This window comes from Stenotrophomonas sp. (assembly GCF_031995405.1).
In the GTDB taxonomy this organism is placed as follows: Bacteria; Pseudomonadota; Gammaproteobacteria; order Xanthomonadales; family Xanthomonadaceae; genus Stenotrophomonas.
In genome coordinates this window covers 1-13,139 of record NZ_DAMAGC010000016.1, presented here as the reverse complement: position 1 = coordinate 13,139, position 13,139 = coordinate 1, and the positions used below count along the sequence as shown (strand labels likewise).

At 68.5% G+C, this 13,139-nt stretch carries 14 protein-coding genes and 2 riboswitches; of the genes, 9 read left to right on the top strand and 5 right to left on the bottom strand.

What is annotated here, in order from left to right:
- Positions 1-200 precede the first annotated feature (200 nt).
- The gene (locus tag RTO53_RS04550) at positions 201-818 is read right to left on the bottom strand and encodes a trimeric intracellular cation channel family protein (protein ID WP_312236688.1); all 618 of its coding nucleotides are present in this window, start codon (positions 816-818) and stop codon (positions 201-203) included.
- Positions 819-907: 89 nt separating this feature from the next.
- Positions 908-998, bottom strand: a riboswitch (glycine riboswitch).
- 8 nt (positions 999-1,006) lie between these two features.
- A riboswitch (glycine riboswitch) is annotated at positions 1,007-1,100 on the bottom strand.
- A gap of 44 nt (positions 1,101-1,144) precedes the next feature.
- Between RTO53_RS04550 and RTO53_RS04545 the strand changes: the two genes are divergently transcribed.
- The 3 genes from RTO53_RS04545 (at position 1,145) to RTO53_RS04535 (ending at position 2,357) form a co-directional block, all read left to right on the top strand.
- Positions 1,145-1,414 carry a GIY-YIG nuclease family protein gene (locus tag RTO53_RS04545; RefSeq protein WP_312236687.1) on the top strand — a complete coding sequence of 90 codons (270 nt, stop codon included), beginning with the start codon at positions 1,145-1,147 and terminating at the stop codon, positions 1,412-1,414.
- A gap of 93 nt (positions 1,415-1,507) precedes the next feature.
- On the top strand, positions 1,508-1,852 hold the full coding sequence (locus tag RTO53_RS04540; protein WP_312236686.1) for a ribonuclease E inhibitor RraB: 345 nt from the start codon (positions 1,508-1,510) through the stop codon (positions 1,850-1,852).
- Positions 1,853-1,919: 67 nt separating this feature from the next.
- On the top strand, positions 1,920-2,357 hold the full coding sequence (locus tag RTO53_RS04535) for a nuclear transport factor 2 family protein (RefSeq protein WP_312236685.1): 438 nt from the start codon (positions 1,920-1,922) through the stop codon (positions 2,355-2,357).
- Between the two features lie 61 nt (positions 2,358-2,418).
- On the opposite strand, the gene RTO53_RS04530 is transcribed toward RTO53_RS04535, so the two are convergent.
- Both RTO53_RS04530 and RTO53_RS04525 read right to left on the bottom strand, forming a co-directional pair.
- Positions 2,419-2,601 (bottom strand): hypothetical protein, encoded by a 183-nt coding sequence (locus RTO53_RS04530; RefSeq protein WP_312236684.1) that lies wholly within the window; start codon positions 2,599-2,601, stop codon positions 2,419-2,421.
- 33 nt (positions 2,602-2,634) lie between these two features.
- Positions 2,635-3,954: an NAD(P)/FAD-dependent oxidoreductase gene (locus tag RTO53_RS04525; RefSeq protein ID WP_312236683.1), complete on the bottom strand. Its 1,320-nt coding sequence runs from the start codon at positions 3,952-3,954 to the stop codon at positions 2,635-2,637.
- A 162-nt stretch (positions 3,955-4,116) separates the two neighbouring features.
- On the opposite strand from RTO53_RS04525, the gene RTO53_RS04520 reads away from it, so the two are divergent.
- A complete protein-coding gene (locus RTO53_RS04520) occupies positions 4,117-4,878 on the top strand; it encodes an NYN domain-containing protein (RefSeq protein WP_312236682.1) in 762 nt (253 codons plus the stop codon).
- Positions 4,879-4,944: 66 nt separating this feature from the next.
- On the opposite strand, the gene RTO53_RS04515 is transcribed toward RTO53_RS04520, so the two are convergent.
- The gene (locus RTO53_RS04515; protein WP_312236681.1) at positions 4,945-5,148 is read right to left on the bottom strand and encodes a hypothetical protein; all 204 of its coding nucleotides are present in this window, start codon (positions 5,146-5,148) and stop codon (positions 4,945-4,947) included.
- Between the two features lie 99 nt (positions 5,149-5,247).
- Here RTO53_RS04515 and RTO53_RS04510 point away from each other — a divergent pair, with 99 nt between their 5' ends.
- The gene (locus RTO53_RS04510; protein ID WP_312236680.1) at positions 5,248-5,868 is read left to right on the top strand and encodes a glutathione S-transferase; all 621 of its coding nucleotides are present in this window, start codon (positions 5,248-5,250) and stop codon (positions 5,866-5,868) included.
- Between the two features lie 43 nt (positions 5,869-5,911).
- Here RTO53_RS04510 and RTO53_RS04505 read toward each other — a convergent pair whose 3' ends face one another.
- Entirely contained in the window at positions 5,912-8,143 is a 2,232-nt protein-coding gene (locus tag RTO53_RS04505; RefSeq protein WP_312236713.1) for a primosomal protein N', read from the bottom strand.
- A 438-nt stretch (positions 8,144-8,581) separates the two neighbouring features.
- Between RTO53_RS04505 and RTO53_RS04500 the strand changes: the two genes are divergently transcribed.
- The 4 genes from RTO53_RS04500 to sppA form a co-directional block, all read left to right on the top strand.
- On the top strand, positions 8,582-9,580 hold the full coding sequence (locus tag RTO53_RS04500) for a hypothetical protein (RefSeq protein WP_312236679.1): 999 nt from the start codon (positions 8,582-8,584) through the stop codon (positions 9,578-9,580).
- Positions 9,573-10,148, top strand: coding sequence for a DUF3106 domain-containing protein (locus tag RTO53_RS04495; RefSeq protein ID WP_312236678.1), 576 nt, complete (start codon positions 9,573-9,575; stop codon positions 10,146-10,148). The genes RTO53_RS04500 and RTO53_RS04495 overlap by 8 nt, the downstream gene beginning before the upstream one ends.
- 159 nt (positions 10,149-10,307) lie before the next feature.
- Positions 10,308-11,678 (top strand): MATE family efflux transporter, encoded by a 1,371-nt coding sequence (locus RTO53_RS04490; protein WP_312236677.1) that lies wholly within the window; start codon positions 10,308-10,310, stop codon positions 11,676-11,678.
- Positions 11,679-11,777: 99 nt separating this feature from the next.
- Positions 11,778-13,139, top strand: a 1,362-nt coding sequence (gene sppA, locus RTO53_RS04485; RefSeq protein ID WP_312236676.1) for a signal peptide peptidase SppA, incomplete at its 3' end; no start/stop codon positions are given.

Genomic DNA, 13,139 nt, shown 5'->3' with positions numbered 1-13,139 from the left:
TGGCGGGGCCGCTGGTCGAATGCCGCAGCGTGGCTGGATGCCGTCCGGGAGGGGACGGGGGCGTCATGTTACCGCGTGCAGCGGGCTGCGCTCACATGCCCTTGGTCATGGGGCGCGTTGAACGTTCCGTCACCGACCTATGGTCGGTAAAAGGTCGCCCGGCCAGCGGCCGGGCGCTACCGGTGCATTGAACGTTCCGTTCAATGCACCTCGTCGCGATATACGAACTTAGGCATTTCCCATTTGAAGTGGATCGCCAGCAGGCGCAGCAGGAAGCCGCCGCCCAGGCACCACAGCGTGGCCGCATTGAGCGATACGCCCAGTTCCAGCAGGCCCAGGTAAGCCGCACCGGTGAACAGCGTGATCACCGCATACAGTTCCTTCTGGAAGATCAGCGGCACCTCGTTGCACAACACGTCGCGCAGCACGCCACCGAAGGCGCCGGTGAGCATTCCGGAGATCAGCACGATCGGTGCGGCGTGCCCGGCCTCGCGCGCCACCGCGCAGCCGATCAGGGTGAAACAGATCAGGCCCAGTCCATCCAGCACCAGAAAGGTGCGGCGGAAGTGGTGCATCCAGCGCGCTACCCAGGTGGCGATCAAGGCCGCGCAGATGGTGAAGCCCAGATACTCCGGATGCTTCACCCAGCCCAGCGGGTAATGGCCCAGCACGATGTCGCGCAGCGAGCCGCCGCCAAGCGCGGTGACGCAGGCGATGATCACCACGCCGAACAGGTCCATGCGCCGCCGCCCGGCCGACAGTGCACCGGTCATGGCTTCGGCGGAAATGGCGATGAGGTAGATCAGGGAGAGCAGCATGGGAGAACTCCGTACAACGGCAGGCGGGGACGGGACCACGCACGTCGCACGCCAGCGCAGGGCACTGTCGTGGGGTGGGATTCCGTTGCCGCTCCCGCTGTCCTTTTGCCTGAGAGTTCAGTGGCCAGGCCACGTGCCCCTTCGGCGGGTCATTGAAGACCTCTCTCCAGATCGGCGTGTCGGACGCATGGTTGGTGGCTGTGCAGCCACCGGCCTGAGCGATTATGGGAGCCTGCGCCTTCGGCGGGTGCCAGCGTGGCACCTCTCTCCTGCATCCGGAGCGGATTCTAGCAGCCAGCGGCCCCGCTCCGGTGGATAATCCCGGTATGCCCGCTGAACCCGCCCCCTGGTACGTCTACCTGCTGGAATGCCGCAACGGCAGCTACTACGCCGGCATCAGCAACGATGTGGCGGCCCGTTTCCAGGCCCATGTGGACGGCAAAGGGGCCAGATACACCCGCGCCAATCCGCCGGTGAAGCTGCTGGCGATGCGCGCCTATCCCGACCGCGCCACCGCCTCCAGGGCCGAGTGGCAGCTCAAGCGCCAGCCGCGCGCGCGCAAGCTGGCGTGGCTGCAGGCGGTGGAATCGGTGTAACGCCGGACCCCGCGCGTCGCTTGTTCGCATGTTCGCCGCCGACATACCATCGTGCATCTGCCGGTGATCGGCCCGCTGAACCCCTGGAGTGCCATGTCCCGCGACCTGACCCTGTACCCGGAAGACGAAAACGGCGATGTGCTGTGGAACATGCTGCAGGACGGCGACGACCTGTCGATTCCCCGCGAGGTGGACTTCGCCCTGATCTTCCCCACCGAAGACGTGGCCATCGCCTTTGCCGTGCACCTGCTCAAGAACGAACAGAAGGTGTCCTTCGCCCGTTACGAAGGCAACGACGAGTTCCCCTGGCAGATCCTGGTGCACCCGCTGATGGTGCCCACCCACCACAACATCGCCGGCTTCGAAGGCCTGCTGGGTACCGAGGCCATTCCGTACAGCGGGCGGCTGGACGGGTGGGGGTGCGTTGCGCAGGGGTGACGCCCTTCAGCACGCCACGTACTGCACGCGACACCGCCCTTCATTCGCACCCTGCTGGAGAGCACCGATGTCCGCCCTGTTCCTGATCCTTGCCACCGCCGCAACCGCCCCGCCTGCCGCAACCGTTCCGGATCCGACCACGCTGGCCGCCATCGAGGCGACCTGTTTCGATTACGTGGACGGCCAGCTCGACGCCGACCCGCAACGCGTCGCGCGTTCGCTGCATAAGGACCTGGCCAAACGCGCCATCCTGGGCGATACCCCGGACGAGCGGCTCGGCCTGCGGCGGATGTCGAAGGAAGAGCTGGTCGGGCTGACCCGGCAGGGTGCACTGAAAACGCCGAAACAGCAGTGGAACCGCAGCTGCCAGGTGCTGGACGTGACCGGCAACGCCGCCTCGGTGCGGCTGGAAACGCCGTGGTTCGTGGACTATTTCCACATGGGCCGCTTCGGCGAACGCTGGGTCATCGTCAACGCGCTGTGGTACAGCAAGGCGAAGCAATGAGCACGTCCAGTGTCACCGAAGTACACGGCAGGCAGCTCAGCGCTGTCGACGTACGCTGCCTCTACTGCGGCGGCGGCACCAACACCAGGATGAAGCACAGCGCGATCACGCCCAGCAGCACTGGGCGCAGATCTTTCTGGTGAGACCAACCCGAACGGACGTGCCCGTCCACTGTTTGCGGCGTGATGGCGTTGAAGACCATCTGCAGGTCACTGCATATCAGCGCCTTGCTGGCATCGAACAACCTCGCGCGTTCCGGGCAAGCGTTACATCCTGATCATCGCGATGACCGCTCATCCGTATCGGGCGCGGACGGGAGTGCCTTCCCCCGCCGATCCTCGCGATCATCGCCAAAGATGATCCGCGCGCTGCGCTGATAGCTCCAGTACGCCACCGCCCAGTTCAGCAGCACCACCACGCGGTTGCGGAAGCCGATCAGGAAGAACACGTGCGCGGCCAGCCAGAACCACCAGGCCAGCACGCCGGACAACTGCAACCTGCCCAGGTGCACGATCGCGGCCATGCGCCCGATCGTGGCCAGGTTGCCGAAGTCCTGGTACTTGAACGGTCCCGGCGCGGGCTTGTTGTCCAGCCGTGCGCGGATGATGGCCGCCACATGCTTGCCCATCTGCTTGGCGGCCGGGGCGACGCCGGGCACCGGCTTGCCGTCGGCCTGGCTGAGCGCGGCCAGATCGCCCGCGACGAAGATCTCCGGATGGCCATCCAGGGTGAGGTCCGGCTGCACCGGCACGCGGCCGGCGCGATCCAGCGGCACGTCCAACGTGCGCGCAAGTGGCGAGGCGGCCACGCCGGCGGCCCACACCACGGTGCGCGCGGGCACGAACTGGTCGCCTAACTGGAAGCCTTCGCTGTTGATGTCGCTGACGGGCGTACCGGTGAGTACTTCCACGCCCAGTTTTTCCAGCTGGCGACGGGCCTTGAGCGAGAGCACCTCGGGGAAGGTCGACAGCACGCGCGGGCCGGCTTCCACCAGCCGCACCTTGGCGCTGGCCGGGTCGATGTGGCGGAATTCGTTGCGCAGCGTGTGCCGGGCGATCTCGGCCAGCGTGCCGGCCAGCTCGACGCCGGTCGGGCCACCGCCGACCACCGCGAAGCTGAGCCACGCCGCCTTGCGCGCCGGATCGGGCTCGGCCTCGGCGCGCTCGAAGGCGAGCAGCAGCTTGCGGCGCAGCGCGATCGCATCGTCCAGGGTCTTCAGGCCGGGGGCATCGGCGGCCCACTCGTCATGACCGAAGTAGGCATGGGTGGCGCCGGTGCACAGCATCAGGGTGTCGTAGCCGAGGTGGCTGCCATCGGCCAGGGTGATCTGCCGGGCCTGCTTGTCGATCGAGGTCACTTCGCCCAGGCGCACTTCCACATTGCGCTGGTCGCCGAGGATGTGCCGCAGCGGCGCGGCGATGTCCGGCGCGGACAGCCCGGCAGTGGCGACCTGGTACAGCAGTGGCTGGAACAGATGGTGGTTGCGGCGGTCCACCAGGGTGATGCGGATGCGCGCGCTGGCCAGCGCACGCGTGGCCCAGAGGCCGGCGAAACCGCCACCGATGATGACAAGGTGGGGCAGGGGATCGCGGGTCATGCAAGGACTCCTTGGCGGGGGCCGGCCGTCCGGCCCATGGGGAGATGGTCGACGCGTCCTATCGTCGCACGTGAAGCGGAATATTCACGTGGATGACAGATACTGGGTTCAGGGGCCGTCGCGCTTGCCGGCGGCCACGTCCTGAGTGCCGTGGAGGCTGACATGACCGAACCGGAAAAGCGCATCGCGTTGCTGATCGATGCCGACAACGCGCCCTCGTCGAAGATCGACGTGGTGCTGGCTGAAGTGGCGCGCTACGGCGTGGCCAACGTGCGCCGCGCCTACGGCAACTGGAAGAGTCCGGCGCTGAAAGGCTGGGAATCGGTGCTGCATGCCTACGCGATCCGCCCGATCCAGCAGTTCGCCTACAGCCGGGGCAAGAACGCCTCGGACATGGCGATGGTGATCGATGCGATGGATATGCTGTACGCGCGCAACCTGGATGGGTTTGCGATCGTGTCCAGCGATGCGGACTTCACCCCGCTGGTGATGCGCCTGCTCACCGACGGGGTCAAGGTCTACGGCTTCGGGGAGAAGAAAACCCCCGAGCCGTTCGTCAATGCCTGCTCCAAGTTCACCTACCTGGAAGCGCTCGGCCAGGACCTGGCCGCCGACGTGGAGGTGGAGCACGGCAACGAGGAGGCGCGCCCGCGCAAGAGTGGCCCGGAGCTGCGCAGCGACACGCGCCTGGTGCAGATGCTGCGCAGTGCCGTGGCTTCGGCCGAGGCTGACGATGGCTGGTCGCACCTGGGACCGGTGGGCAGCCAGATCGGCAACCAGGCCTCGTTCGATTCGCGCAACTACGGTTACGGCAAGCTGAGCGAGCTGCTGGCCGCCACCGGGCTGTTCGAGATGAAGAAGGACGGCAAATCCACCTACGTGCGCGCGCTGCCGAAGAAGAGCACGGCCAAGCCGGCGAAGTGAAGGGAAGCGTGCGCCGCGCCTGCACGCGAGGCCCGCACGGCGCCCGAATGGACCCCGCGTGGCCGGTTACCGGTGCGCCATCGACAGCGCTCGCGCGTCGGAGCGCTGGTAGCCGTCGATGAACCCGCGGCTGAAGTCCTGCAGCGTCCCGAACGACATCAGCACCAGGGCCGCGACCAGCATCAGGTTGCGATGGTTGCGGCGGTAGCCCATCACCAGCAGCACCACGCCCACGCACAACAGGCCGATCTCGAGGGTCTGGGTGAACATTCCATTTCATCCTTGAGGTGACGGCTGCGCCGCCGATCGGCGTATCGTAGCGGCACCGCGCGGCCCGGTGCCACGCCTTTTGCGACTGGGACATCCACCATGCTGAAGATCTGGGGCCGACACAATTCAAGCAACGTGCGCAAGGTGCTGTGGTGCGCCGAGGAAATCGGCGCGCCGTACGAGTCGATCCAGGTCGGCGGTGCGTTCGGCGGTACCCAATCGGCGGAGTACCGCGCGATGAATCCCAACGGGCTGGTGCCGGTGATCGAAGACCACGGCCTGCCGCTGTGGGAATCCAACACCATCGTGCGGTACCTGTCGGCGCGGTACGCCCTGGGCACGCTGTACCCGGAAGACGTGGTCGCCCGCGCGCAGTCGGAAAAATGGATGGACTGGACCACGTCCACCTTCGCCGGGGTGTTCCGCGATCTGTTCTGGGGCACGCTGCGCACCGCCCCGGCCGACCGCGACGAGGCACGCATCGCCGCGGCGCTGGTGCGCTCGGGTGAACTGCTGGCGATGGCCGATGACGCGCTGTCGCGTCAGCCATGGCTGTCCGGCGACGACTTCGCGATGGGGGATATCCCGCTGGGCGCGTTCATCTACGCCTGGTTCGAAATGCCGATCCAGCGCCCGCACCTGCCGCACCTGGCCGCGTGGTACGAACGCCTCAAACAACGTCCGGCGTATCAGCGCGGTGTCATGACTGCGTTGACCTGAGGCGCTGGATCACGGGTGATGGATCTGTACCGAGCCGGCAACCTCAATACAGATCGGTCGGATCCACATCCAGCGACCAGCGCACCTTGCGCGCCTGCGGCAGCCCATGGATCTGCGGCGTGATCAGATCCAGCACGCCATGCAGCGGGCGCCGCGCCGGCGCCGACAGCAGCAGCTGCGTGCGCTGGTAGCCGGCCCGACGCGGCATCGGCGCGGGCATCGGGCCGTAGCGCTCCACCGCCGCATCCTCGGGAATCAATCCGCGCACCGCACTCAGCATCGCGTTGGCATGTTCCACCTGCTGGGCCTCGGCACGCAGCAGCGCGAGATACGCGAATGGCGGGAAGCCGGCCGCTTCGCGCTGCTGCAGCTCGGCCTCGGCGAACGCGTGGTAGCCGCCATTGACCAGTGTTTCCAGCAGGGGATGCCCGGGGTGGTGGGTCTGCAGCCAGACCTCGCCGGGATCGGTGGCGCGGCCGGCGCGGCCGGCCACCTGGATCAACTGCTGGGCGAGTTTTTCGCTGGCGCGGAAATCGGCCGAGAACAGCCCCTCATCGATCCCCACCACCACCACCAGGGTGAGCTTGGGCAGGTCGTGGCCCTTGGCCAGGATCTGCGTGCCGACCAGGATCCCGGCGCGGTCGCCGAGCGTGGCCAGCTGGGTTTCCAGCGCATCGCGTCGCGCGGTCGTGCCCCGGTCGATGCGGATCACCGGGTACTTGGCGAAGGCCTGCACCAGGTGTTCCTCCAGCCGCTCGGTGCCGATGCCCTGCGGCTGCAGCGCCAGGCTGCCGCAGTCCGGGCAGGCCAGCGGCGCGGACTGGCGCGCGCCGCAATGGTGGCACTGCAGGCGGCGTCCGCCGGCGTGCACGGTCATCGGCGCATCGCAACGCTGGCACGGCGCGGTCCAGCCGCAATCGTGGCACAGCAGCACCGGTGCGTAGCCGCGCCGGTTCTTGAACACCAGCACCTGGTGGCCGGCCTGCAGGTGGTCGGCGATGCCCTGCAGCACCTCCGGCGACAGGCCATCGCGCAACGGCCGCTTGCGCACATCCAGCACGCGCACGCGCGGCGGTCGCGCATCGCCGGCGCGCTGCTTCAGGCGCAGGTGCGTGTAGCGCCCGGCCTGCGCGTTGTGCAGCGACTCCAGCGAGGGCGTCGCGCTGCCCAGCACCACCGGCACGTCCAGCGCCTTGGCCCGTACCAGCGCGAAATCGCGCGCGTGGTAGCGGATGCCGTCCTGCTGCTTGTAGCTGCCATCGTGCTCTTCGTCGACCACGATCAGGCCGGCATTGGGCAGCGGGGTGAACACCGCCGAGCGCGTGCCGACGATCACCTGCGCCTCGCCGCGTGCCGCCGCCGCCCACACCCGCGCGCGCTCGTTGTCGTTCAGGCCCGAATGCAGCACGTGCACCGGGATGCCCAGGCGTTTGCGGAAGCGCGACAGGGTCTGCGGGGTGAGGCCGATCTCCGGCACCAGCACCAGCGCCTGGCGACCTCGCGCCAGGCAGTCCACGATCGCCTGCAGGTACACCTCGGTCTTGCCGCTGCCGGTCACGCCGTCCAGCAGGTACGCGCCGAAGCCGGTGGCGGCGGTGATCGCGGCGATCGCCTCGGCCTGCTCGGGATTGGGCGGCGGCCCGGCACCGGCCTGCGCCACCGCGGGCTGATGGTCCAGCGCGATCCGCGCCACCAGGCTGCGCTTGGCCAGGGCACGGGCAGCGCTGCGCCAGTCGTCCATGCGCGCGTCCAAGACGTCCTCGTCGACCACCCCGTCAGCCAGCAGCGCGCCCAATCGCTGCGGCCGGGTGCCGGCGCGCAGGCGGTCACGCTGCGCGTGGCCTGCTTCGGTCAGTTGCCAGCCCCAGCGGTGGGTGTCGGGCAGCGCATCGCCGCGCCGCAGCGGTGCCGGCAACGCGGTGCTGACCACCTCGCCCAGCGGCGCATGGGTGTAGCGGGCCAGCCACTGCAGCGAGCTCCACAGCTCGTCGCGCAGCAGCGGTTCCACATCGATCCATTCCAGTGCGGCGCGCAGGCTGCCGCCATCGGCGACCGTGCCGATCGCCGCGACCACCCCGACCAGCTCGCGAGACCCGAACGGCACCCGTATCCGCCGCCCGATCATGCCCGCATGCGGCGGCTCGCCCGGCGGTGGGGCGTAATCGAACCACTGCGGCAGGGGCAGCGGCACCGCAACCTGGAGGGTCGGCGCATTCAGCAGGGGGGCGGGGCCGCCGGTAAGCGACAGGGAGGGGGCCGGTTCGGAGCTGGGCATCGCAGCAGTGTAGCGGTCCATCTCATGCCCGGCAGCGACCTGCGACACGCTCGGCAAGCTGACTCGCCCAACCTAAATAGTGGCTAAATATCTGTCCTGTCGAGAGATTCAGGCTTATCCACATCTTCTGTGGATAAGTCTGTGTGCCACTGGCGAACTCCGGGCGCTGGGTCAGGGAGTTCCGACCTCTTCCTCAACTTGGTCAAAAAATAGCCACACAACAATAGTCAATTAAAACAACAAGATATCTGTGAAACAAAGCTGAAACATGCATGCAACCGCCTTCACGGACTGTCGCGCGGCGGATTTCATTGATGCTGTGCACAACCTGCGCCCGTCCCTGCGTCAATCCGGGCCCCGCGTCTTCACACGTGGCCTACATCGGCATGCCCGATCGGCGACGCAATCGCTATCATTTCCGCACTTGATGGAGTTGCTATGACGGCTGCGACGGCCCCCGTTTCTTCTACCGCAGCCGGCGCGCTGTCGGCGTTCCTGCGTGGCGTTGAACGCCGCGCCCTGGTGGTGGCCGAGCTGCAGTGCGGCGACCCGACCGTGGCCGAGCAGGCCCTGGTCGCGGTGATGCGTGCCTTCGCCGGCATCGCCAGCGACGTGCCGATGGCGCAGTGGCCGGACCGCTTCTGGATCCTGCTGGCCCATCGCACCCCGATCCGGGTGCCGGCCGCCGGCGGCCAGTGGCCGCCGGAACTGGCGCACCTGCCTGCGCTGGCCCCGGCCGCGCGGCTGGCGCTGCTGCTGCGGGTTGGCGGCAGCCTGGACGAGGCGGCTGCCGCGCAGATCCTCGATCTGCCCGTGGCCGACTACCAGCAGGCGCTGGCCGAGGCGTGTCCGCGCGATGCCCAAGGGCACCCCGATGCGTCTGCGTGGCGCGCGCTGGCCGAACAGGTGCAGCTGCGCCTGCGCGACCTGCCCCTGTCGCGCCTGCAGCGGCTGCAGCAACCGGTTGCCGCGCCCGCACCGAGCCAGGACGCCGCCTCCTGGCGCACCCCGAACAAGGCCGATGCCACGCCGACGCGTGCGCCGAAGCGCCGGGGGACGCGCCGATTGCCGTGGAAGGGATTGCTGATTGTCGCGGTCACCGCCGGGGTCCTGCTGGGTGGCGCGGCCTGGTGGAAGCATGCGCGCGGCGGTGCCGATCCGGTGGCCAGCGCGCCGGAAGGCGCCGTGGGCGACGCCGGCCCGGTGACGGTGGAGGAACTGCCGGCCGAGGATCTGCCGGTGACCGCTCCGGTCGATCCGGCCCACACCGCCAGCGACGCGGCGATGCTGGCCGACCCCGAGCTGGCCGTAGCGCGGGACGCCGACCTGTATGCCTGGTTTGCCGCAGGCGGGCCGGTTCCTGTCGACGAATCGCAACCGCAACCCAGCCGCCCGGAACCCGCGACGGCCGGGCTGGAGACCAGCACCGATGAGTAAGACGATCCTGAGCCTGGTCGTGGGCCTGTCGCTGGCGGGCAGCGCAGCGGCGGCACCGGAATCGGTGGCTCTGCCGCTGCCGCAGCCCGTCGGCGCCACCCCGGTACCGACCACCACCCCGGCGATGCCGGCCACGTCGGCCGCGCTGGACCCGGCGCAACTGCGCGACCTGCGCAGCCGCTATGCCGCGTGGCAGGCATTGCCCGAACCCGAGCGCGCGCGCGTGCGCGACGCCGCGCGCCGCATCGCCGCGTTGCCACCGGCCCAGCAGCAGACCCTGCGCGAGCGTTTCGCCCAGCAGGACCAGCGCTTCCGCGACGGGTGGCTGCTCGGCCCGCAGCTGGGCCAGCTGTTCCCCAAGCTGCAGGGGTTGTTCGGCTACCTGCCGGCCGAGCAACGTGAGCCGGCGCTGGCGATCCTGCGCCAGCTCAGCAGCGACCAGCTTGCCCAGCTCACCCTGGTGGCCCAGCGCACCCCGCCGCAGGAGCGCGAACAGGTCCGCGCCCAGTTCCTTGCACTGGCCCCGGGCGCGCGCGATGCGTGGTTGAAGCAGAACGTCGGCCATTGATCCACGACCGGGTGCCACCGCAATGCGTGGCGCCCGCTGTCGCAAACCACGCGTTTACCGGCCATCGTGGGTTTTGAGCGCCTGCGGGCGTAAGATGCCCGGCTGCAACCCGGTGCCTGTGCCCTCCGCGCGCGACCGTAGTTGCCGTCTGTGATTCCCATGTCCATCGCAACTCCCACGCCGCGCCTCTCCCAGGAAGTGCGCGCCACCGGTCTGCTCGCGCTGCCGCTGGTCCTGGGCCATGTTTCCACCGGCCTGATCTCTTTCGTCGACAACGTCATCGCCGGCCACCACGGCACCGAGACGCTCGCTGCGGTGACCATCGGCACCGCGCTGCTGTGGCTGCCGATGCTGATCCCGATCGGCACCCTGATCTCGCTCACCGCGTCGGTGTCGCAGCTGCATGGCGCCGGGCGCGAGCGCGAGATCGGCCCGTTGTTCCGCCAGGCGCTGTGGTTGGCGCTGGGCCTGGGCCTGATCATGTTCACCTTCCTCACCGTGGTGCCGCCGCTGCTGCCGGCGTTCGGCATCGCGCCGGACATCGTGCCCGGGGCGACGGCCTTCCTGCATGCGGTGCGCTGGGGTGGCCCGGCGCTGACCCTGTACTTCTGCATGCGCTATCTCAGCGAAGGCATGCACTGGACGCTGCCGACCATGATCCTGGGCTTCGGCGGCCTGCTGGTGCTGGCGCCGTTGGGCTATGTGCTGTGTTACGGCAAGCTGGGCTTCCCGGAGATGGGCGCTGAAGGCCTGGGCATCGCCTCGGCCACGATGATGTGGATCCAGGCGCTGTGTTTTGCCGGTTACCTGTTCAAGACCAGGCGCTTTGCGCACCTGCAGCTGTTCTCGCATTTCGAGGCACCGCGCTGGGCCGCGATCTGGGACCTGCTGCGCACCGGGCTGCCGATCGGCATCACCGTGCTGATGGAAGGCGGGCTGTTCATCGTCACCGCGCTGCTGATCGGGCGCCTCGGCGCTACCGAGGCGGCCTCGCACCAGATCGCGATCAACGTCGCGCAGCTGTGCTTCATGATTCCGATGGGCGTGGCCGAGGCCACCACCGTGCGCGTCGGCCATGCGGTCGGCAGCGGCAACGGGCTGGGTGTGCGCCGCGCGGCCATCGCCGGGCTGGTGATCATCCTGGGTACGCAGACGCTGTCGGCGCTGGTGCTGCTGTTCGGGCACGACGCCATCGTCGGGGTCTACACCGCCGACATGGGCGTGGCCGCGCTGGCCTCCACCCTGCTGCTGTATGCGGCCGCGTTCCAGTTCCCCGACGGCATCCAGGTGCTCTCGGCCGGTGCGCTGCGCGGTCTCAAGGACACCCGCGTGCCGATGTTCATCGCCATGTTCTCGTACTGGGGCCTGGGCATGCCGCTGGGCGCCGGGCTCGGCCTGGGGCTGGGCATGGGGCCGCAGGGCATGTGGCTGGGCCTGATCCTGGGCCTGACCGCCGCGGCCATCCTGATGGCATGGCGGCTGCACGTCAGCAGCCGGCGTGTCGGCAACAGCGTCACCACGGCGGCCTGACGTGCGCCGCCTGACGACCCCCTTACTTGTGTCCGATGCCGGGCTGCCCGGCAACGGCTATGCTGGCACTACGGCAAGAAGCCAACTGGAGTTTTCCCCATGAACCAACCCGCGCGTCGCAATCCCGTCGCCAGCTTCTTCATCGGGCTGTGGGATGTGATGAACTTTACCCGCAGGCTGATCCTCAACCTGGTCTTCTTCGGCCTGCTGTTGCTGGTGCTGGTCCTGTTCGTCTTCGCGATGGGCAAGAGCGCCACCGCGGGCAAGTCGCTGCAGGACCGCACCACCCTGGTGATCGCGCCGGAAGGCAAGCTGGTCGAGCAGTACAGTGCCGATCCGGTCAGCCGCGCGCTGGCCAAGGCGGTGGGCGACAACGGTGCCGACGAGGTGCAGCTGCGTGACCTGATCCGCGCGATCGAAGCCGCCCGCGACGACAAGAAGATCGAGCGCGTGGTGTTGCAGCTGGACAAGCTGCAGCCCAGCGGTTTCGCCTCGATGCGCGAAGTGGTCGCCGCCCTGCAGGACCTGCGTGCCTCGGGCAAGCAGGTGGTGGCCTTCAGCGAGAACATGAGCCAGTCGCAGTACCTGCTGGCCGCGCAGGCCAACGAGGTCTACCTGGATCCGATGGGTGGCGTGGTGCTGGAAGGCCTCGGCCGTTACCGCCAGTACTTCCGCACCGGCCTGCAGGACAAGCTGGGCGTGGACGTGCACCTGTTCAAGGTCGGCGAGTACAAGTCCGCCGCCGAGCCGTACGTGCTCGATGCCGCCTCGGCGCAGGCCAAGGAAGCGGATCTGTTCTGGATGACCGACGTGTGGCAGCGCTACCTGGGCGACATCGCCAAGGCCCGCAAGCTCGACGCCGCGCAGCTGGCCGCCGGCATCGACACCATGCCCGAGGGGATCGCCGCCGCCGGTGGCGACCTGGCCAAGTTCGCCCTGCAGCAGAAGCTGGTCGACGGCCTGAAGACCCGTGAGGAAGTCGAAGACCTGCTGGCCGATCGTGGCGTGGCCGATGAAGACGCCGATGGCGGCTTCCGCAGCGTCAACCTGGACAGCTACCTGTCCGTGCTCGATACCCGTCGTTCGCCGGTCGACTCGCGTCCGCAGGTGGCGGTGATCGTGGCTGCCGGCGAAATCGCCGGTGGCGACCTGCCGGCCGGTCGCGTGGGTGGCGTGTCGACCTCGGCGCTGCTGCGCGAGGCGCGCGACGACAAGGACGTGAAGGCCGTGGTGCTGCGCGTGGATTCGCCGGGCGGTGAAGTGTTCGCCTCCGAGCAGATCCGTCGCGAAGTGGTCGCGCTGAAGGCCGCCGGCAAGCCGGTGGTGGTGTCGATGGGCGATCTGGCAGCGTCCGGCGGTTACTGGATCAGCATGAACGCCGACCGCATCTATGCCGATCCTTCGACCATCACCGGGTCGATCGGCATCTTCGGCATGATCCCGAACGTGGCCCGTTCGCTG